Genomic DNA, 20,299 nt, shown 5'->3' with positions numbered 1-20,299 from the left:
TCGGCCGTGCCGGGAGACTCGGTCGGGCCGTGACGGAAGGCCGTCATCGGCCGTGACGGAACGAGCGCGGCCCCGTGGGGCCGCGCTCACCTGTTCGCCGTCGTCACTCGTCGCCGGACGAGGCGGGCATCTTGTCCTTGATGAGGTCCATCACCGTGCTGTCCGTCAGCGTGGTGACGTCACCGAGCGAGCGGTTCTCCGCCACGTCGCGGAGCAGCCGCCGCATGATCTTCCCCGACCGGGTCTTCGGCAGCTCCGGCACGATCATGATCTGCCGGGGCTTGGCGATCGGGCCGAGGTGCTTGGCGACGTGGTCGCGCAGCTCGGCGACGAGCTTCTCGCCGTCGTCGGCCACCTCACCGCGCAGGATGACGAACGCGACGATGGCCTGCCCGGTGACCGGGTCGGTGGAGCCGACCACGGCGGCCTCGGCGACCTTCGGGTTCGACACGAGCGCCGACTCGACCTCCGTGGTCGAGATGTTGTGACCGGAGACCAGCATGACGTCGTCGACCCGGCCGAGCAGCCAGAAGTCGCCGTCGTCGTCCTTCTTCGCGCCGTCGCCCGCGAAGTACAGCCCGTCGAAGCGCGACCAGTAGGTCTTGATGAACCGCTCGTCGTCGCCCCAGATCGTGCGCAGCATCGACGGCCACGGCTCCTTGACGACGAGGAAGCCGCCGCCGCCGTTCGGCACCGGCGTGCCCTGGTCGTCGACCACGTCGGCCTCGATGCCGGGCAACGGCCGCATCGCCGCGCCGGGCTTGCCGTGCGTGACACCCGGCAGCGGGCTGATCATGATGGAGCCGGTCTCGGTCTGCCACCAGGTGTCGACCACCGGCGTACGGTCGGCGCCGATGTTCTTGCGGTACCAGACGTACGCCTCCGGGTTGATCGGCTCACCGACCGAGCCCAGCAGCCGCAGCGACGACAGGTCGTGCTGGGCGGGGATGTCCTCGCCCCACTTCATGAACGTCCGGATCGCGGTCGGCGCGCAGTACAGGATCGAGACCTTGTACTTGGCGACGGTCTCCCACCAGCGGCCCTTGTGCGGGGTGTCGGGCGTGCCCTCGTACATGACGCTCGTCGCGCCGTTGGACAGCGGCCCGTAGACGATGTACGAGTGGCCGGTCACCCAGCCGATGTCGGCCGCGGTCCAGAAGACGTCGGTCTCCGGCTTGAGGTCGAACACCGCGTGGTGCGTCCAGGACACCTGCGTCAGGTAGCCGCCGGTGGTGTGCAGGATGCCCTTGGGCTTGGCCGTCGTGCCCGAGGTGTACATGACGTACAGCGGGTGCTCCGCGTCGTGCGGCTCCGCCTCGTGCTCCTCGCTCTGCCGGTCGACGAGGTCGTGCCACCAGACGTCGCGGCCCTCGGTCCAGGCGACGTCCTGGCCGGTGCGGCGGACGACGAGGACGTTCCGCACGTGGTCGATGCCCTCGATGGCGTCGTCGACGTTCGGCTTGAGCGCGCTCGGCGCGCCGCGGCGGTAGCCGCCGTCCGCGGTGATGACGACGTGCGCGTCGCAGTCCTCGATGCGCCCGCGCAGCGCGTCCGCCGAGAACCCGCCGAAGACCACCGTGTGCGGGGCGCCGATGCGGGCGCAGGCCAGCATCGCGAACACCGTCTCGGGGATCATCGGCATGTAGATCGCGACGCGGTCGCCCTTCTGGACGCCGAGCTCGATGAGGGCGTTCGCGGCCTTGGAGACCTCGCGCTTCAGGTCGGCGTACGTGATCGTGCGGGTGTCGCCGGGCTCGCCCTCCCAGTGGTACGCCACCCGGTCGCCGTTACCGGCCTCGACGTGCCGGTCGACGCAGTTGTACGCGGCGTTCAGCCTGCCGCCGACGAACCACTTGGCGAACGGCGGGTTCGACCAGTCGAGGACGGTGTCCCACTCGGCGTTCCAGTGCAGGCGCCGGGCCTGTTTCTCCCAGAACGCCAGCCGGTCGGCCGCCGCCTCGTCGTACGCCGCGGAAGTGACGTTGGCCGCTGCGGCGAGGGCCTCCGGGGGAGCGAACCGCCGACTCTCCTGGAGGAGGTTGGAGAGGGTCTCGTGTGGGGTTTCCTGCGTCACGGCGCGCTCCTTCGGGGTCGGGAGGTCAGGACGGTCCAAGCCAACTTCAGCAGCTTCGCATGTGTCGTTACAAGGGGCGCACGCCGCGTAGGGTCATGCGGTGGCGCCGTCCTCGTCCCGTGACGGGGATCCGCGCCCGCATCCGCCCACGCCGTGCCCCGTTCGGCCACGACATCCAAGGAGGAAGCGGCGTCCCCGGACCGGCCCGCCGCCGGGACGGTGACCGGACGCCGCGCGTTCGATGAGCGACCCATTTGCCAACGTCGCAGGCCTGCCCGAAGTTCCCGAGGCGGTCGACCGGGCACGGGAGGCCGTCGACCGGCTGCTCGGCCACCGGATCCTGCGACGGCGCAGCGCCGAGGTCTCCGCCGAGTCCGCGCTGCGGGGCGCCCGCGCGTCGGCGGCCCTGGAGGGCGTCGCGATTCCTCTGGAGGAGGTACGCGGCGGCCTGTCGAACGACCCGGTCGTGCAGGGGACGCTGCGCGTGTCCGCCGAGCTCGGCGCGCTGGCGGACACCTGGCACAGGGCGCCGCGGCAGGCGCTCGCCCGGCTCCACACGCTGGCGGCCGCGGATGCCGTCGACCCCGACGCGCTCGGCCGGCCGCGTCCGGGCGACGAGGCGACCGACCCGCTCGACCTCGGCGCCCCTCCGCCGCCCGCGGACGTCGCCACGCGGCTCGACGTGCTCAGCGACCTGCTGACCGCCCCGACGAAGGCGCCGGCGATGGTCGTGGCGGCCATCGCCCAGGGAGAGCTGCTCGCCCTGCGGCCGTTCGGGTGGGGCGACGGCATCGTGGCCCGCGCGGCGGCACGGCTGACCCTCGTCGACCGTGGCCTCGATCCGAAGTCGCTGACCGCCCCGGAGGTCGGGCATCTCGAACTGCGGGCGGAGTACGGCGACGCGCTGCGCGGCTACGCGACCGGCACCCCCGAAGGCGTGGCCCGATGGGTCCGCCACTGCGCCGAGGCCATCGAACTCGGCGCGCGCGAGGCACTCGCCGTCTGCGAGGCGTTCCAGCGCGGCTGATCCTCCTGCCGTCGGCGCGAGCGGCCGGCGTCGCGCCGCCCCATCGTCCGTACGGCGAGGGCGGCGGGTGCCGGCTCGCCCGGGTGAGGGAGCGAGCGCCGGGCGTCCGGGTCGGCGGAGCGAGCACCGGGTGTCCGGGCTGGGGAAGCGAGCGCCGGGTGTCGGCATCCGGACGGCGGCATGGGCCGTCCGGGCCGGCTGCAGGACGGTCGTTCACCGTGAGCGATCCGCGAGAATGGCGCCCTTAGTCCATAGAATCGCCGTAAATGTGCGCTTTGTCCGTCTTGTGAGGCCACTATCGAGGCATGGGGCCGTGTCTCGTACGAGCCGATCTCCAGGTCCCGCGCGCGGCGCCGAACCCCAGAAGATCATTTCATTGATCCGGATATCGGCCGGTCCGTAACAGGTAGCGGCCTGCGACAAAGCGAACGGCGTTCCCGGAGGAACGCCGTCGCCGGCACGTCACACCGGGTTACCAAGCGTGCACCTCAAAATCGTCGGATCGGGTCAAGCCCGTCTCGACGCGCCTCCCGCGGCTGGTCGCGCGTGGGTGCCCGGCTGCCGTGCTCGGACACTTGGTCCGTGCATTCTGTCTACGCCGAATCGGCCCAGATGGCAAGCCCCTCGGCGAGGTTAACGAACGTCAAACGAAGGATCTTCTTCCGGTCGGGCGGCGAGCGCTCGCGGGGGTGATCGACTCGCGGAAGGCGTCGCCGGGACGATGGCGATCGTCCGGCCTTCCCGCAGTATGATCACGGAGCGTGATCTACCTCTGAATCAATCAACCATGGCCGAGAGCAGAACGATCACGCTTCCTTCCGCTACGCTGCAGCCACTTAGGACAGGCGTTCTTGCCGCACCCCCCGAGTGACGGACGCCCGAATACTCCCGTTCTGGGTGGTCGACCAATGATCACGAAATGGTCGCCACTCGACGGAACTCCGAGTGATCGGGCGCGTTTATGTTGAACCTGCATACACTGGGGGAGCCGGGTTTACGGTGCGGTGACGAACGCCCGGCCTTGGCTTGGCCTTCGAGACCCTTCCGGGAAACGGGACCGGCTCTACCCCCCCGGAGCCGGACCGTCCGGCGACCCCCGCTCTCCCCCCCGGCGGGGGTCGTCTCGTGTCCGGGGGCGTTCACTCCCGCACCCGGCCTCCCGGGAGAGTTATCCACAGGCTTGCGCCGGGTCCTTCCGGCGTGAGCCGGCCGGGGCGCATCGTTGACCTCGCGAAAGCGAGGAGATGCCATGTCCGCGACCGTGCTGATCGTCTCTGCCGACTCACTGCTCATCGACGACCTGCTGCGCCTGGCCACGGCCGCGGATGTCGAAACCCGACTCGCCACCGATCCGACGAGCGCGCGGGCCGCCTGGCGCGACGCCGCACTGATCGTGGTCGGCGCCGACTTAGCCGGTGAGCTCGCCCGGTCGTCTCCGGAGCGACGGCCGGGCGTCGTCCTCGCCGTGGGAGAGCCGGACGGCGACGAGGTCTACCGCCTCGCCGTCGAGGTCGGCGCGCAGCAGGTGATCGCGTTGCCGGAGGGGGAGACCTGGCTCGTCGATCGGATGGCGGCGGCGACCGAGCCGGCCGGCCGGCGCGCGGCCGTGGTCGCCGTCGTGGGAGGGCGCGGCGGCGCGGGCGCGAGCGTCCTGGCAGCGGTGCTGGCCGGCGTCGCCGCCCGGCACCGGCTGCGCACGCTCCTGCTCGACGGCGACCCGCTCGGCGGGGGGATCGACCTGGTCCTGGGCGCGGAGGGGACGCCCGGGGCCAGGTGGTCCGACTACGCGGACCGGCACGGGCGGCTCAGCACCGCCGCGCTCCACGACTCGCTGCCGGCGCGGGACGGCCTCGCCGTGCTGTCGTGGCATCGCGGGGCGGCCGAGCCCGTCTCACCGGAGACGATGCGGTCGGTGCTCGACGCGGCCGTCCGCGGCTACGACCTCGTCGTGGCAGATCTGCCCCGTCAGCCGGCCGACGCCGGTGCCGAGGTGCTGGCGGCCGCCGACACCACGTTGCTCGTGGTCCCCGCCGAGGTACGCGCCACCGTGGCGGCGGACCGCGTCGCCGACCTGGTCCGCAACTACGCCCGCGACCTGCGGGTCGTCGTACGCGGCCCGGCCCCCGGCGGCCTCAAACCGGCGGTCATCGCGGAGTCGCTTCGCCTTCCGCTGGCAGGTGTCGTCGCCACCGACCGGCGTCTGGCCGCCGCGATCGAGCGCGGTCACCGTCCCGGCCGGAGCGGGGCGCTCGACGGCTTCTGCCGTCGCTTCATCACCGACCTCCAGCGGATGCGCCCGACGAGCGGAGAACCGCGATGACGGGGTCCGCCGTGAAATCCGTGGAGTGGTCCGCCATGAGGTCCGTCGCGTCCGCCACGAGGTCCGCCAGGAGGTCCGTCGCGAGCGCCTCCACGAGGTCCGTCGCGAGGGCCCTCGCGGGATCCGTGGCAACGGCCCTCGCGGGATCCGTGGCGGGGCCCGCTCAGGGCGGGAAGAGGGTCACCGATCGCCTCGGGGGCTTCCCAGCGGGCCGTCGCGGTGCAGAGCCGGTCCCAGACGTCCAGCCGAGTCGTCGTTCCGCAGAGATCACTTCACCCGGTCAGAAGGGCAGGCGGCCATGAGCGACCTCACCGAAGCGGTGCGCGGGCGGCTCGTCGGGACGGGCACGGTCCCGACCGCGGCCCAGGTGGCGGCCGCGCTGCGGGCCGAGGAGCCCGTGCTCGGCGACACCGAGGTGCTGTCCCTGGCCGATGAGGTGCGGGCCGACCTGGTGGGAGCAGGGCCGCTCGAGCCCCTCCTGCGGGATCCCGGCGTCACCGACGTCCTGGTGAACGGCCCCGGAGAGGTCTGGGTCGACACGGGCGCCGGCCTGCGGCTCACGCGCGTACGGTTCCCGGACGAGTCCGCCGTGCGGCGGCTGGCCCAGCGGCTCGCCGCCGCGGCCGGGCGCCGGCTCGACGACACCGCGCCGTACGCCGACGCACGGCTCCCGGGCGGGGCCCGGCTGCACGCGGTCCTGCCGCCGATCGCGTCCGGAGGCACCGCCCTGTCGCTGCGCCTGCCGAGACGCCGGGCCTTCACGCTCAACGAGCTGGTCGCGGCCGGCGCCGTGCCCCCGGAGGGAGCGGACCTGCTGGACGCCCTGGTCGCCACCCGGCTGGCGTTCCTCGTCACCGGAGGTACCGGGACGGGCAAGACGACCGTGCTGTCGGCGTTGTTGTCGCTGGCCGACCCCGGCGAGCGCATCCTCCTCGTCGAGGACTCGGCAGAGCTCAGGCCCGCGCATCCACACGTCATCGGCCTGGAGACCCGCCCGCCGAACATCGAGGGCATGGGCGGCGTGACCCTGCACGACCTCGTTCGCCAGGCCCTCCGGATGCGGCCGGATCGCCTGGTGGTCGGCGAGGTACGCGGCCGCGAGGTCGTGGACCTGCTGGCCGCGCTCAACACCGGGCACGAGGGCGGCTGCGCCACCCTGCACGCCAACGCCCCCGCCGACGTGCCCGCTCGCCTGGAGGCCCTCGCGTGTGCGGCCGGACTGAGCCGGGAGGCCGTCCACAGCCAGCTGGCCGCGGCTCTCGACGTCGTCGTGCACCTCGTCCGCGAGGCACCCGGGGGCCGACGCCGGGTCGCCGAGATCTGCGTCTTCCAGCGGCGCTCGGACGGCCTGGTGGAGGTGGTCCCCGCCGTGTCCTACGGGCCCGAGGGCGCGATCCGGGAGGGGCCGGGAGCCGCGGTGCTGGCCGTTCGGCTCGGAGGTCCGCTCTCGTGATCGCCGCGCTGGCCGTGGCCTGCGTGTTCGCAGGCGTATGGGCACTGTCCCTGCCGCCGCCGACCGTGCTGCGGTTGACCTCGATCTTGCGGAGCGAGTCGGTCGACGACGCCACCGGGCGAGCGTCGACGCCTCGTCTCGCCGACCGGCTGAGCCGCGTACGGGACCTGCTGTCCGGCGGACGACGAGGCGTCACGGCGCGGCGTGCGGCGGTCATCGAGCTGTGCGACGGGATCGCGGCCGAGCTCACGGCCGGACGCCCACCCGGCACTGCTCTGACCGGCGCGGCCGAGGGGCTCTCGCCCATTCCCCGGCTCGAGCCGGTCCTGGCCGCCGCCCGGTCGGGTGACGACGTCGCCGCCTGCCTCGAACGGGCAGCCGTCGCGCCCGGCTGTGAAGGTCTCCGCCTGCTCGCCGGATGCTGGCGGATCGGGACCGACCGCGGCGGCATGCTCGCCTCCGTCGTCGAGGGGCTGGCCGAGGCGCTCCGCGACGAGCAGACCCACCGGGAGGAGGTCGCCATGCAACTCGCCGGTCCTCGCACGACCGCGCGGCTGCTCGCCGGGCTGCCCCTGCTCGGTATGGGCATGGCGGTCGCGCTCGGCGCTCGGCCCTTCGCCTTCCTGTTCGGCACGCTCCCGGGAGGGCTGTGCCTGGGACTCGGGACCGGCCTCGACGCCCTCGGACTGTGGTGGACCAGACGCCTCGCCACCGCCGCCGAGGAGCTCCGGTGAGCCCCCCGAGCCGACGCCGCCCCGCCGCGCTTCCCGACCGGGCCGGCTCCTGGTGCCGCTGCGGCGATCCGGGCCCCGTCCCAGATCGGTGCCGTCTCCGGGCCACCGTGGTGGGAACACCCCGGCCTTTGGGCGAGGCTGGCCTTTCGTCGAGGGCTGAGCCGCCGGTCAGGTGTGGACCTTCGGCGGAGGCCGTTCCATCGGCCGAGGCTGATCGTCCAGTGCACCAGGTCATTCGGGGGCGTGGCCGGTGTTCCTGGAGCTGACCGCCGTCGGATGCGCCGCTCTCGCCGGTCTCATCGCCGTTCCGGGTGACGACGTGCGTAAGCGACTCGGTGGGCTGTTGCCTGCAGGGAACGACGCCGCCCGGGTTCCGACCGGCTCGCGGAGCACCGCGAGCGGCAGACGCCCGTTCATGGGCCTTCCCGGCGCGGGTCCGAGCAGTTCGACAGCGGCTGCGGGACTTCCGGGTGCGGCGGACGGCCGTTCGACGGCGGCCGTGGAGGCGGGTTCGGAGACGGCAGAGGGCACGTCCAGTGATCGGCTCCGGCCCGTGGTGAGTGTCGTCGCCGGCCTGGCCTGCGCCCTGGTGCTCGGCGGCCCGGTGGGCTGGTCGGCCGGCGCACTGCTCGCGGTCGGCTTGACGCGTTTCCTCGCACGACTCGAGCCACGTGCCGTCCGCGCCCGCCGGGCCCGTATGGTCGCCGAACTGCCGATTGCGATCGACCTCCTGGCGGCGTGTCTTCGGGGCGGTGGCGCGTGGCACGAGTCCGTCGAGGCCGTGGCCGGCGCGGTCGGCGGCCCGCTCGGCGCCGAACTGGCCCACGTGGCGGCCCGTATCCGGCTGGGGGCGGATCCTGCCGCCGAGTGGCTCGCCCTCGCCCGCGACCCCGTTCTGGCCCCTCTGGGCCGGGCGGCGGCACGGGCCGCGTCCGGCGGCGCCCCGCTCGCCGCGACGCTCACCCGCCTCGCGAAAGATCAACGGCGTGTGGCCCGGGTCGCCGCGGCGACGCGCGCGAGATCCGCCGGTGTACGGGCGGTCGCGCCGCTCGGCCTGTGCTTCCTCCCGGCGTTCATCCTGCTGGGCATCGTGCCCGCGGTCGCCGGTATCGCCGCCACCGTGCTCCTGCCCTGATGGGAGCCGACCCCTGTCGCCACCGTGCTCCTGCCCTGATGGGAGCCGACCCCTGTCGCCACCGTGCTCCTGCTCTGACGGGAGCCGCCTGTGGCTCGCCCCACCTGTCGCCGTGGCCCAAGCGCGGGACAACAGCCACGGCGGCGAACTGATCAGCCGACTGCTGTCATGAACGAATCGGTTATCCACAGAACTTCATTCGGTTGTGGTGGGCGCCCCCACGGTCCGTAACGCTGGGTCCTGGACGTGCTCGCGTCCGTCGTCCGAACAGGAGGGATTCCCATGCACATCGTTTCCGCGCTGAGGCGTCGCTGGCGGGCGCGCAAGGCCGACGACGGTATGTCCACCGCCGAGTACGCCGTGGGCACCGTGGCGGCCGCCGCGTTCGCCGGCCTGCTGTTCAAGATCGTGACCAGCCCAGAGGTCCGGCAGATGCTTTTAACGATCATCCACAAGGCGCTCAACCTCGCCGGGTGACCGGCCACGCCGCGAAGCGATCATCGGCGTCCCAGGCGCGGAGGCGATCAGAAACCATCGGGTGGGGCGGGGTCCGGAGGCGGTCGGAGGGCACCGGGCAGGCTGGGGAGCGAGGATCGGTGACGGTCGAGACGGCGGTCGCCTTCCCCGCGCTCGTCCTGCTTCTCGCGGTCGCGCTGTGGGGTGTGAGCGCTGCGGCGGCGCAGGTGGCGTGCGTGGACGCCGCTCGCGCGGGCGCCCGCGCCGCCGCCAGGGGAGAGCCGCTGGACGAGGTTCGCGCGGCCGCACGACGCGCCGCACCTCCGGGAGCGCAGGTCTCGATCACTCGTGACCCGCACTTCACCCGCGTGCTCGTGAGGGCCACCGTCGCCCCTCCGGCTCGGCGTCTGTTCCCGCCGCTGCGGCTGCGAGCGCAGACGGTCGCCGCCACCGAGCCGGAGGAAGGGGGCGAGCCGATGCCCGCTCAGCGCTGACCGCTCCCCTGGTCACCGCTTGCGGCCGCACGCGGCCAAGGACGGCCGGGAGAGGTCACCCTGTCCGACCGGGTGCGGGTGCCGGCGGGCGCCAGAGGCCGCTGGATCGACGATGTGCGGTATCGGCACGGGGGAGCCCGGCGGGATCAACCCGGCGGGATCAGCCCGGCGGGATCAGCCCGGCGGGATCAGCCCGGCGGGATCAGCCCGGTGCGATCTCTGCGGCACTGGCGACCCGCCGGATCGACGAGGCGCGATATCGGCAGGGGGAGCTCGGTGAGATCGACCGGGTGCGGTGTCTGCGGCGGTGGGGGCGCTGGACCGGCCGTCCATGTCACGGCGGTGGCGGGTGGCTGCGAGAGGTGCCTGACGCTCGCCGTCGGCGATCGGGGGCGGGGCGGGTGGATGCCTGGGCGGCTGAACCACGGGGGCAGTCGTCCAGGCCCTCGTGGAGCAGCAGATCCCCTCGTAGGCGCGCCGGTGATCGATGGGCACACAGCCGGGACCGGTCGGGCTGTGATGGCTCATCGGGAAGGCGTCGAGGAGAACGATGATCGAAAGGGGCGACCATGGCAGTGCCGGGCGGGAATGACGAACGCGCCTGTTCGTCCTGGGCCGGTCGACGTGGTCTGGGGACGCGTTCTCGCGATGAGGGCTCGGGGACCGTGTGGATGGTCGCGCTGATCGGAGCCGTGTGGGCGGTCGCCGTCATGGCCATGGTGGTGGGCGGAGCGCGCGTCGCACGGCACCGTGCACACGCCGCCGCCGATCTGGCGGCCCTCGCCGCGGCGGCCCACACCGCTGAGGGCACCGAGCGCGCCTGCGGACTGGCCGCACGGGTCGCCCGCGACTCTGGCGGGTCGCTCCGGCGATGCGTCATTCGCGGTCGGGTCGTCGACGTCATCGTCACGTCCCGCGTCGGCGCTGTCGCGAGGGCCGGCCGGTTGATCGCCACCGCGCGGGCACGGGCCGGGCCGGTCGACGACACGCCGGTGCCCGCCCCCGACTTTTCGTCCCCGGCCGTCACCCGTCGGGCAACTGCTCGTTGAACCGCTCGCAAGGATTCCCGGTTCCCCTACGCTGCGCGTTTCGGTATTGATCGGTGACCCTATTGGAGCTAATGTCCGATAAGCTGCTGCGAACAATTACCCCCGCCAGTCTCAGAAGGCCCTACATTCACTCGGAACGGCCTAGACGCGCTTCCGCCGGGTCGTTCGTGCGCAAGGATTCGTCGCCCCGATGTTCGACAGGTCGGGCCGACGGGAGAGTTATCGAGGAAGGGACGGCGTCGTGAGGAAGGTCGGCAAGGCCGCCGCAGTCGCCCTGATGACTCCACTGGCCGCTGCCGGGCTCGCTCTCGGCACCAGTGGCTCCGCGAGTGCCGAAGCCACCTCCACTTGCCCGTCCAAGCCAGAGGCTACGATCACACATCCTTCCGGGCCTGTGACGGTCGGGTCGCGCGTTCACCTGAGTGCCTCGGTCAAAGGACTGCTCTCGACCCGCCTCCAGATCTCCGGAGGCGGCGTCAACGAACGAGCTGATCAACGGTTCCTCAGCAGCACGATCGAGGATGACGTAACCGTCTCCGAAGCCGGAACGGTCAGCCTGACCGTCATCGGGAACATCACAGGTCGCACGTACGCCTGTGCTTCGTTCTCGGTGAGTGCGCAGGCTACGGGGGCGAAGCCGAAGCCGACGCACTCCAGGACACCGAGCAAGAGCCCGACGGCCGGCAGTGACCCGACCGCTCCGGGATCGGCACCGCCCCTGCCCACCGGCACCAGCAGCGGTACCGGTAATGGGAGCGACGCGGGCGTCCCGGGGACGCAGTCGCTGAACAACCCGAACTCGCCGTTCAGCCTGCCGTCGTTGGCTCCGAACGGCTCCGGGATCGGGTTCCAGTACCCCACTCCGGATCCGCAGATCGCCGAGCCGGCCGCCAAGCAGGTCCGGGCCGACGACGCCTCCGCCACCAGCCCGATCAAGTGGGGGCAGAGCATCGCGGCCGCGCTGGTGCTCTTGCTCCTGTCGGCCCACTTCGGCATGTGGTCCCGCCGTCAGCGTCTCGCGGCGGAGGCCCGCGCGGCGCAGGCCGGCCCCGCAGGCAAGCCGACAGGCGGTCGCGGGCCGGCGTCCGTACGGCGTCGTCGGAGGCCGCCGGTCACCGAGCTCGCCACCGCGGAAACGGCGACGTCCGGCGCCGCCGAGACCGGTACACCGACGGCCGCCGCCGATGCGCCATCGGCCGCCGCCGACGCGGACAAGGTGTCTCCTTCGGGGGCGGATGCGGAATCCGCCGTCGAGGAGGAGAAGCCCACGTCCGGGCGCGGTGGCTATCGCGGGCGTCGCCGTCGCGGCTGAGGCCGTACGGAGGGAGCCGCGTGATCAGTGAGGCGGCGCATTCACCGTCCTCTTGATGAGGGCGATGAGTGCGTGGGCGGCGGCACTTGGGGTGCGGTCGGCCAGGGCCGCCAGGTACAGCGGCCACTCAAGGTCCGCGCCGGTCACCGGAAGGCTGGTGATTCCGTCGGCCTCGCCGAGGACGAACCGCGGCAGCAGCGCGATGCCCAGGCCGTGGCGGACGTAGTCGGTGCCGGTGGCGACGTCGGCGATCTGAATGGTGACATAGCGAGGAATCCCGGCCGCGGCGAACGCGCGGTCGACGACGGCGCGGTTGCCGTAGCCGACCGGGAAGTCGATGAAGTGCAGGCCCGCGAGTTCGTCGATGGGCACTGAGCCGCGTCCGGCGAAGGCGTGGTCGTCCGGGACGACGAGGTCGATCATCGACGTGGCCAGCTTGGTGAGCTCGATGCCGGCCGGGCGTGGACCGGGCAGGGACACGAACGCCAGGTCCAGTCGTCGTTCGCGCAGCGCGTCGAGGTGCCCCTGTGAGCCGGAGGGATCGGGGGTGGCCTGCAGGAGCACGCCAGGGTGACGGCGGTGGAACTCGCCGAGCACTGCGGCCACGTCGATGAGGCCGACCGAGGTCAAGGTGCCGAGACGCAACGTACCGCGCAGGCCGCCGTGCACCTCGGCGACGGCGTCGGCGGCGTCGCGGGCGGCATCGAGGGTGATCCGTGCCCGGGGGAGGAGCGCCACGCCGGCGTCGGTGAGCAGCACCCGCTTGGAATTGCGGTCCAGCAGTCGCGTGCCCAGTTCGCGCTCGAGCGCCTTGACGGCGGCGGAGACGGCGGACTGGACGATGTGCAGGCGGGCCGCGGCGCGGGTGAAGCTCTGCTCCTCGGCGACGGCGACGAAGTACTCGAGGTGACGGAGCTCCACGCACCAACTATCGCAGATCGCGATAGTGGCCAGCGCAAAGATTCGTTGGACGCGATGGCTGGGCGGGTGGACGCTGGGACGCGTAGACCACCGCTCAATGAGATCGGAGCAGCGCCATGACCACCTCGGCGCCCTCATCGACGATGCCCTCAGGTGCTCGGCCCGACGGCGTGCGGACCGCAGCCGGCTCGCGCCGGCACGGCGTCGGATTCTGGATGATCGCCTTCGCCTTCCTGGTCGCCATGGCGTTCTCCACCGTGCCCACCCCGCTGTACCCGCTGTACATGGCGCGGGACGGGTTCTCCACCTTCATGGTCACGATCGTGTTCGCCGTCTATGCCGTCGGTGTGGTGATCAGCCTGCTGCTGGCCGGGCACGTCTCGGACTGGGTGGGCCGCAAGAAGATCCTCCTGCCGGCGCTGGCCCTCGAAGTGCTCGCCGCGGTGCTGTTCCTCACCGGCTCCTCACTGCCCGTGTTGCTGGTCGCCCGGCTGGTGACCGGTCTCGGCGTCGGGATGATCACCGCGACTGCCACCGCTCACCTGCATGAACTGCACGTCGCGCACCGGCCCGGCGCCTCGGGACAGCGCTTCGAGGTGGTCTCCACCGCCGCCAACATCGGAGGCCTGGGCGTCGGCCCGCTGATCACCGGCTTCCTGGCCCAGTACGTGCACGCGCCGTTGCGTACGCCGTACCTCGTCTTCATCGCTCTGCTGCTGGTGAGCATCGTCGCGCTCGCCCGCACGCCCGAGACCGTCGAGGAGCGGTTGGTCAAGCCCGCGTACCGGCCGCAGCGCATCAGCACCGACCACGGCGACCGGTCCGGCTACATCGCCGCGACCGCAGCCGGTTTCGCCTCTTTCGCGGTGTTCGGACTGTTCACCTCGATCGCTCCGGGCTTCGTCGCGAGTGCACTGCACCACCCTTCCCGCGCGCTGGCCGGCGCGACGGTGTTCGCGGTCTTCGGCGCCGCCGCCCTCGCGCAGACGCTGGCCAGTCGGCTGTCCGCCCGGGCGAAGATGGTCCTGGGCCTGGTCGCCCAGGCCGGCGGAGTCCTCGCCCTCGTCGCCGGCATGTACGCCACCGACCTGGCGGCGTTCCTGATCGGCGGCGTCGTGGCCGGCATCGGGGCCGGCGTGCTGTTCAAGGCGGCCGTCGGAACCGTCGTCGCGATGGCCGCGCCGGCCAAGCGCGGTGAGGCCCTGGCCGGGCTGTTCCTCATCTCCTACCTGGGACTGATCATCCCGGCCGTCGGGATCGGCGTCGCCACCCGCAGCGTCACCGCCACCACCGCCATGACCTGGTTCACCGGAGTGCTCCTCGTCGTCCTCGCCGGCGTGGCCGCCCTCAGCCGCTCCCACCGCAGCCGCTGAACACCACGTCCAAGCGCGTGCTCCCCGACCGGCCGTGCGTCGCCACCGGGGCGGTGGGACACCGCGAAGACGGCACCGCACGGCCGTCCAGGGGCTCCAAGCCCTCACGACGGCCGGGGCAGGGAATTCAGAGTCGGCGGGGTCCAGGTCAGGGCCGGGTCGAGCGCCTTCAGCATGGCCGCCGAAGGGCTGAGGCGGAGGACCAGGTCCCGGACCCCTGCGGCCGGAGGCCGGCTCCACTGCGCGACCGTTCCGATCAGGCGGGAACGACGGGCGATCATCTGGGTGCGGGCGCGCCGGTCACGGTCGTAGGCGACCAGGGCGGACTCCACGGCCGAGTGCGCGGACAGCGTCGCGGCCAGGGTGACGGCGTCCTCCAGGGCCAGGTTGGCGCCCTGTCCCATGTCCGGAGTCATCGCGTGTGCGGCGTCCCCGAGCAGTGCCGTCGTGCCGCGTACGAAAGTGCGCAGTGGCGGCAGGGCGTAGATGTCATGCCGCATGACCGCGTCCTCGGACGCCGCGGCCAGGAGCTCGGGGATCGGCGCGTGCCAGCCGCTGAAGCGCCGCCGCATCTCGGCCAGCTCACCGTCGGGGCTGCGTTGGCCTTCGGGGGCGTTCGCGGCGCCGAACACGTAGGTCGTACCGTCGGCGAGGGGGACGATCCCGACGCGTTCGCCGCGTCCCCACGTCTCACCGCCGGACGTGGGACGGCGTCCTGCGTCGACGATCACGCGCCACGCCGTGTATCCGGCATAGCGGGGTGCCGGGTGAGCGGGCCACAGGGAGCGCCGGACGAGGCTGCGGATGCCGTCGGCGCCCACCAGGAGATCACCCTGTGACGTTCCCGCGCTGTGGCGTACCTCGAAGCGTGGACCGTCGGCTTCGACGGCGGTGACCTCGGTGCCCGTGCGCAGCACCGCGGCCGGGAGGGCCTGGCGCAGGATCTCGAGGAGGTGGGCGCGGTGGACCGCGACCACCGGCCCGTAGCGGCGTCCCAGCTCCTCGACGTCCGTTCGTGACAACCACCGGCCGGTCACGTCGCGGATGCCGCCCTCCGTCTCGGTGAGGGCGCGCTCGCGGACCTGGTCGCCCAGACCGAGCGCGTCCAGCGCGCGTACGCCGTTGGGCCAGAGCGACAGGCCGGCGCCGATCTCTCCGAACGCCGGAGCCCGCTCGAGGATCTCCACCTGCCAGCCGCATCGGTCCAGCGCGATGGCGGTGGCCAGGCCGCCGATGCCTCCGCCGATCACGATGGCCGTGCGTCCGCCCGTCGTGCTCCCGGCCGTCCTCTCGGACATCCCGCCTCCCTCTACACCCGTAGTGGATGCTGCGTACTCTACATTAGTAGAGGATGAGTCGGCTCCCGGGACCGATGCGGCGGAGGAGACAGTGACCGAGGCGACGACGCGGCGGCAGCGTTTGGCCGACGCCGCGATCACCACCCTGGCCCGTGCGGGGATGCGGGGTCTCACCCACCGTGCGGTCGACGGCACCGCCGGTGTGCCGACGGGTACCTGCTCGTACTACTTCCGCACCCGGCAGGCGCTCTTGGAGGCGACGGTGGAGCGGCTGGCCGAAGTGGACATCGCCGACCTCGACGGCCGGCCGGCGATCACCGGGACCGGTGATCCCGTGCGACTCGCCGAGGCCGTCGCCGACCTGATCGAACAGTGGACCACCGCCGGCCGGGAACGGATGCTCGCCCGCTACGAGCTCTCCCTGGAAGCGACCCGAAGGCCCGAGCTGCAAGCCGCTCTGGTGGCCGCGGGCGGCCGCCACCGGGCCGTGGCCGAGAAGGTGCTGACGTCGGTGGGAGTGCCGGACGCCGCCTCGCGGGCTCCGATGTTCGTGGCCTTCCTCGACGGCGTGGTCTTCGACCGGCTGGCAGGAGCAGGGGCAGGCGCGCACCGGTCCGATCCCGAGGAGCTGCGCGCCCGCCTCCGCGACCTGCTGCACTCCTTCGCCCGGCCGCCCTCTCCGTGAGACCCCGCCCCGGTCTTTCGGGGGATCAGCGGGGCGGAGCCTGCTTCAGCAGGGCGTCGAGGAGGTCGAGCGCGCCCTGCTTGTCCAGCGGATCGTTCCCGTTCCCGCACTTGGGGGACTGGATGCAGGAGGGGCAGCCGTGCTCGCACTCGCAGTCGGCGATGGCCTCCCGGGTCGAGCGGAGCCAGCGCCCGGCCTGTTCGTAGCCGCGTTCGGCGAAGCCCGCGCCGCCGTCGTGGCCGTCGTACACGAAGACGGTCATGCGGCCGGTGTCGGGGTGCAGCGCGGTGGAGACGCCACCGATGTCCCAGCGGTCGCAGGTCGCGAACAGCGGCAGCAGGCCGATCGAGGCGTGCTCGGCGGCGTGCGCGGAGCCGCCGACGTCGGCGTCGCCCAGGACGCGCAGGGCCTCGTCCGGAAGGGTCCACCAGACGGCCCGAGTGCGGAGCGTACGGGGCGGCAGTTCGAGCGGGCGTTCGCCGAGGACCTCGCCGCTGGCCAGGCGGCGCATCTGGTACGAGACGACCTGCTGGGTCACCTCGACGGTGCCGAAGCAGAGGGTCGCCTCACCCCAGGACGTCGACCGGAGGGTCTCCAGGATCGAGATGTCGGTGACGTCGCGGGCCGTCGTCGTGTAGTCGGGGTCCGCGGCCTCCACGAGCGCCACCGAGTCGTCCAGATCGAGGGTCTGGACGACGTACGACTCGCCCTGGTGGAGGTAGACGGCGCCCTGGTGCACGGTGGTGTGCGCGGACGGCTCGTCGACCGTGCCGAGCAGGCGCCCGGTCGCGGCCTCGACGACCTGGACTGGCGGGCCGCCGGCGCCGCGGATGTCGGCGAGGTCGGTGGCGCGCTCGCGCTTGGTCCAGTACCACCCGGTGGGCCGGTGGCGGAGCATCCCCCGGCGTACGAGGTCGGGCAGGATCTCCTTCGCCGACGGGCCGAACAGCGGCAGGTCCTTCTCGGTCAGCGGCAGCTCGGCGGCCGCGGCGCACAGGTGCGGGGCGAGGACGTACGGGTTGTCCGGGTCGAGAACAGTCGCCTCGACGGGCGTACCGAAGATCGCCGATGGGTGGTGGACGAGGTAGGTGTCGAGCGGGTCGTCGCGGGCGATGAGTACGGCGAGGGCGTCCTGGCCGGAGCGGCCCGCGCGGCCGGCCTGCTGCCAGAGCGAGGCACGCGTGCCCGGCCAGCCGCAGATGATGACCGAGTCGAGGCCGGAGACGTCGACGCCGAGTTCGAGGGCGTTGGTCGAGGCGAGCCCGACGAGGTCGCGGGCGCGCAGCGCCTTCTCCAGGGCGCGCCGCTCCTCCGGTAGGTACCCCGCGCGGTAGGCGGCGACGCGGGCGGGCAGGTCCGGGGCGACCTCCTCGAGGGCCCGCTTGGCGCCGAGCGCGACGGCCTCCGCACCGCGCCGCGAGCGTACGAACGCCAGGGTCTGCACGTCCTCGACCACCAGGTCGGCGAGGAGGTCCGCCGCCTCGGCGGTGGCCGTGCGGCGTACGGGGGCGCCCTGCTCGCCGCGCAGGTCGGTCAGCGGCGGCTCCCACAGCGCGAACGACGTCGCGCCGCGCGGCGAGGTGTCCTCCGCCACCTCCGCGACGTTCACGCCGGTCAGCCGGGACGCCGACACACCGGGATCCGACGCGGTCGCCGACGCCAGGATGAACACCGGCTCGGCGCCGTACCGGGCGCAGACGCGCCGCAGCCGGCGCAGGATCTGCGCGACGTGGGAGCCGAACACCCCGCGGTAGCCGTGCGCCTCGTCCACGATGACGTAGCGGAGCCGCCGAAGGTACGGCGCCCAGCGCGCGTGGCCGGGCAGCACCGTGCGGTGGAGCATGTCGGGGTTGGTGAGGACGTAGTCGGCGTACTGCCGGACCCAGGTCCGCTCGTCGGCCGGCGTGTCGCCGTCGAACGTCGCCGCCCGCAGCTGGGCGAGCTTCAGGCCGCGCAGCGAGCGGAGCTGGTCGGCGGCCAGCGCCTTGGTCGGCGCGAGGTAGAGCACCGAGCCGCCGTCGAACACGGCCCGGAGGGCGGGCAGGAGGTACGCCAGTGACTTGCCCGAGGCGGTGCCCGTGGCGATGATCACAGACCTGCCCTCGTGGGCGAGCTCGGCCGCCTTGACCTGGTGTTCCCAGGGGCGGTCGACGCCGGCCAGGCGCAGCCGGTCGACCAGGAGCGGCGGCACCCACGCGGGCCAGTCGGCGGTACGGCCGTCACCTGCGGGGACGCTCTGCACATGCGTGATACGGCCGCGGCGCCGGGGATCGTCGAGCAGGCGGCGCAGGATCAGCGGGGCGCGCCCGTGCGGGCCCGTACGGCCGTCCGCGGCCGACGGGGCGCCGTGGTCGGAGGGGAAGCCGGAGTCCGTCTCTATGGCCTGCGTCACCCCTTCGGTTCAAAGTGGTTCGCCATGCGGAGGTTTCCAGTCTGGCATCCTGGGCACAACGCTTGGACCGTCATCCGTGCTACCCCCTGCTCGCACGAGGCGTGCGCCATGCTGGGCAGGGTCGCCCTGTGTGGTGATTTCGTGTAGACACGATGGCGGAGCGTGGTTGAATCACGGCGGGGTTCCATGGCCCCGACTTCCATACGCGGCACGGCGCAGGAGGATCTGTGGACCTGAAGGTGAACGACTACACCACCGACGATGACCTCACCGTCATCAACGTGGAGGGAGAGATCGACGTCTACACCGCGCCGAAACTCCGCGAGAAGCTCATCGACCTTGTGAACAAGGGCAAGTACCACCTTCTCGTCGACATGGAGAAGGTCGAGTTCCTCGACTCCACCGGCCTCGGGGTCCTGGTCGGCGGGCTCAAGCGGGTTCGGGCGCACGACGGCTCGCTCGAGCTCGTCTGCACGCAGGAGCGCATCCTGAAGATCTTCCGGATCACCGGTCTGACCAAGGTCTTCGGCATCTTCGACTCGGTCGACGACGCGCGAGAGCACCGCCAGAAGCAGAAGTAGGACCGGGATGGCGCCCGAGACAGCCACCGTCGAGCTCGCGTTCAGTCCCCTCCCGGCCCATGTCCGCACCGCCCGGTTGATCGCGACCGCCGTCGCCCGGCGGGGCGGGGTCGAAGAGTCGTTGCTCGACGAGGTGCGGTTGGCGGTCGGTGAGGCCTGCTCCCGCGCGGTGGAGGCCCACCGGAAACAGTGCCCGGAAGAGCCCGTCCGGGTCGAACTGCGGGACGGCGGAGATCGATTCGTGGTCGTGGTCACCGACCGCGTGCCCGACGACGATCCGACGCGGAGCGGCGGCACGGAGCCGGTCGACCTCACGGAGCTGAACGGCGAACTCAATCTGGGGTTCGCCGTCATCGCGGGGTTGGCCGACGACGTGGACATCGCTTCGACGCCGTCAGGAGTCGAGATCACAATGAGCTGGCCGGTCAAGAAGGACTGACCGGCCCGATTCACCGAAGACCCTACGTATGTGTCTGCCGGTCGAGGTCATCCTCGACCGGCACGCACGGGCCCAGGCCCTCGGCCGGCATGGGCCCGGCCTGACACGCCCGGCCCTGAGACGCCTCGCCGGGAACACCCTCCCCGAGAGCCGAGTCCCACCGTCCGCAGGACGGGCGGGGACCGATGCCGGCGGTCGGCCACAGATTCCCACCCCCGAGGGGGCGCACGATGCGCCACCCTTCGGGGGTGCTGCTTTATACGGGTACTACACTTTTCCCGGTTTTCGCGGCCCTAATCCTGTGTTCACCGCTTATGGGCGGCTTTTTGGTCAAGAAGTAGGTCGCCGCCTAAGTCCGCTTTGACCAGCGAAGATGCGTCCAGCTAGCCGCGTAGTATTAATTTCCGGTGCAGCGAGTGTCACGTCTCGGTCGCATTACCGTTAAGCAACCGAGCAGGCTTCTAATTCCGGCTACGCCTGCGTAGACTCCCGGCACCATTGCCCCGCCCGACGCGTGGCGGTGGCCGGTCACCCCGAGGGGCGGCCGGATCGAACG

The 20,299-nt window shown here is 72.2% G+C and carries 17 protein-coding genes; 13 read left to right on the top strand and 4 right to left on the bottom strand.

Annotated features, from left to right (window positions below):
• Nucleotides 1–103 precede the first annotated feature (103 nt).
• The gene (gene acs, locus NE234_RS16380) at nt 104–2,074 is read right to left on the bottom strand and encodes an acetate--CoA ligase (RefSeq protein ID WP_252781145.1); all 1,971 of its coding nucleotides are present in this window, start codon (nt 2,072–2,074) and stop codon (nt 104–106) included.
• A 241-nt stretch (nt 2,075–2,315) separates the two neighbouring features.
• On the opposite strand from acs, the gene NE234_RS16375 reads away from it, so the two are divergent.
• The 9 genes from NE234_RS16375 (at nt 2,316) to NE234_RS16335 (ending at nt 12,054) form a co-directional block, all read left to right on the top strand.
• On the top strand, nt 2,316–3,101 hold the full coding sequence (locus NE234_RS16375) for a Fic family protein (protein ID WP_252781144.1): 786 nt from the start codon (nt 2,316–2,318) through the stop codon (nt 3,099–3,101).
• A 1,249-nt stretch (nt 3,102–4,350) separates the two neighbouring features.
• Nucleotides 4,351–5,421, top strand: a complete 1,071-nt coding sequence (gene ssd, locus NE234_RS16370; RefSeq protein ID WP_252781143.1) for a septum site-determining protein Ssd — start codon at nt 4,351–4,353, stop codon at nt 5,419–5,421.
• Nucleotides 5,422–5,719: 298 nt separating this feature from the next.
• Nucleotides 5,720–6,874: a TadA family conjugal transfer-associated ATPase gene (locus NE234_RS16365; protein ID WP_252781142.1), complete on the top strand. Its 1,155-nt coding sequence runs from the start codon at nt 5,720–5,722 to the stop codon at nt 6,872–6,874.
• Entirely contained in the window at nt 6,871–7,608 is a 738-nt protein-coding gene (locus NE234_RS16360) for a type II secretion system F family protein (RefSeq protein ID WP_252781141.1), read from the top strand. The genes NE234_RS16365 and NE234_RS16360 overlap by 4 nt, the downstream gene beginning before the upstream one ends.
• Before the next feature lie 553 nt (nt 7,609–8,161).
• Nucleotides 8,162–8,743, top strand: a complete 582-nt coding sequence (locus tag NE234_RS16355) for a type II secretion system F family protein (protein WP_252781140.1) — start codon at nt 8,162–8,164, stop codon at nt 8,741–8,743.
• A 282-nt stretch (nt 8,744–9,025) separates the two neighbouring features.
• Nucleotides 9,026–9,220, top strand: a complete 195-nt coding sequence (locus NE234_RS16350; protein WP_252781139.1) for a DUF4244 domain-containing protein — start codon at nt 9,026–9,028, stop codon at nt 9,218–9,220.
• A gap of 119 nt (nt 9,221–9,339) precedes the next feature.
• The gene (locus NE234_RS16345) at nt 9,340–9,693 is read left to right on the top strand and encodes a TadE family type IV pilus minor pilin (protein ID WP_252781138.1); all 354 of its coding nucleotides are present in this window, start codon (nt 9,340–9,342) and stop codon (nt 9,691–9,693) included.
• 569 nt (nt 9,694–10,262) lie between these two features.
• Nucleotides 10,263–10,742, top strand: coding sequence for an Rv3654c family TadE-like protein (locus NE234_RS16340; RefSeq protein ID WP_256528853.1), 480 nt, complete (start codon nt 10,263–10,265; stop codon nt 10,740–10,742).
• A gap of 610 nt (nt 10,743–11,352) precedes the next feature.
• Nucleotides 11,353–12,054, top strand: coding sequence for a hypothetical protein (locus tag NE234_RS16335; RefSeq protein WP_252781136.1), 702 nt, complete (start codon nt 11,353–11,355; stop codon nt 12,052–12,054).
• Between the two features lie 24 nt (nt 12,055–12,078).
• Here the strand turns inward: NE234_RS16335 and NE234_RS16330 are convergent, their stop codons facing one another.
• Nucleotides 12,079–12,975, bottom strand: coding sequence for a LysR family transcriptional regulator (locus NE234_RS16330; protein ID WP_252781135.1), 897 nt, complete (start codon nt 12,973–12,975; stop codon nt 12,079–12,081).
• Between the two features lie 170 nt (nt 12,976–13,145).
• Here NE234_RS16330 and NE234_RS16325 point away from each other — a divergent pair, with 170 nt between their 5' ends.
• Nucleotides 13,146–14,348, top strand: a complete 1,203-nt coding sequence (locus NE234_RS16325; RefSeq protein ID WP_252781134.1) for an MFS transporter — start codon at nt 13,146–13,148, stop codon at nt 14,346–14,348.
• Nucleotides 14,349–14,452: 104 nt separating this feature from the next.
• On the opposite strand, the gene NE234_RS16320 is transcribed toward NE234_RS16325, so the two are convergent.
• Entirely contained in the window at nt 14,453–15,646 is a 1,194-nt protein-coding gene (locus tag NE234_RS16320; protein WP_252781133.1) for an FAD-dependent monooxygenase, read from the bottom strand.
• Nucleotides 15,647–15,737: 91 nt separating this feature from the next.
• Between NE234_RS16320 and NE234_RS16315 the strand changes: the two genes are divergently transcribed.
• Entirely contained in the window at nt 15,738–16,331 is a 594-nt protein-coding gene (locus tag NE234_RS16315) for a TetR/AcrR family transcriptional regulator (RefSeq protein ID WP_252781132.1), read from the top strand.
• A gap of 25 nt (nt 16,332–16,356) precedes the next feature.
• On the opposite strand, the gene NE234_RS16310 is transcribed toward NE234_RS16315, so the two are convergent.
• Complete coding sequence (locus NE234_RS16310) at nt 16,357–18,582, bottom strand: DEAD/DEAH box helicase (protein WP_406567018.1); 2,226 nt, start codon at nt 18,580–18,582, stop codon at nt 16,357–16,359.
• A gap of 368 nt (nt 18,583–18,950) precedes the next feature.
• Between NE234_RS16310 and NE234_RS16305 the strand changes: the two genes are divergently transcribed.
• Together NE234_RS16305 and NE234_RS16300 are read left to right on the top strand one after the other, a co-directional pair.
• Nucleotides 18,951–19,304 carry an STAS domain-containing protein gene (locus NE234_RS16305; protein ID WP_252781131.1) on the top strand — a complete coding sequence of 118 codons (354 nt, stop codon included), beginning with the start codon at nt 18,951–18,953 and terminating at the stop codon, nt 19,302–19,304.
• 7 nt (nt 19,305–19,311) lie between these two features.
• On the top strand, nt 19,312–19,743 hold the full coding sequence (locus NE234_RS16300; RefSeq protein ID WP_252781130.1) for an ATP-binding protein: 432 nt from the start codon (nt 19,312–19,314) through the stop codon (nt 19,741–19,743).
• Nucleotides 19,744–20,299: the final 556 nt, after the last annotated feature.

Source organism: Actinoallomurus rhizosphaericola (genome assembly GCF_024055675.1).
Classification (GTDB): Bacteria; Actinomycetota; Actinomycetes; order Streptosporangiales; family Streptosporangiaceae; genus Actinoallomurus; species Actinoallomurus soli.
Note: the sequence above shows the minus strand (reverse complement) of the source record. Positions and strands in the feature narration are given on the sequence as shown.

Coding starts and splice junctions, on each gene's coding strand:
- NE234_RS16375 (WP_252781144.1), top strand. CDS start 2,316: ATGAGCGACCCATTTGCCAACGTCGCAGGCCTGCCCGAAGTTCCCGAG.
- ssd (WP_252781143.1), top strand. CDS start 4,351: ATGTCCGCGACCGTGCTGATCGTCTCTGCCGACTCACTGCTCATCGAC.
- NE234_RS16365 (WP_252781142.1), top strand. CDS start 5,720: ATGAGCGACCTCACCGAAGCGGTGCGCGGGCGGCTCGTCGGGACGGGC.
- NE234_RS16350 (WP_252781139.1), top strand. CDS start 9,026: ATGCACATCGTTTCCGCGCTGAGGCGTCGCTGGCGGGCGCGCAAGGCC.
- NE234_RS16340 (WP_256528853.1), top strand. CDS start 10,263: ATGGCAGTGCCGGGCGGGAATGACGAACGCGCCTGTTCGTCCTGGGCC.
- NE234_RS16320 (WP_252781133.1), bottom strand. CDS start 15,646: ATGTCCGAGAGGACGGCCGGGAGCACGACGGGCGGACGCACGGCCATC.
- NE234_RS16300 (WP_252781130.1), top strand. CDS start 19,312: ATGGCGCCCGAGACAGCCACCGTCGAGCTCGCGTTCAGTCCCCTCCCG.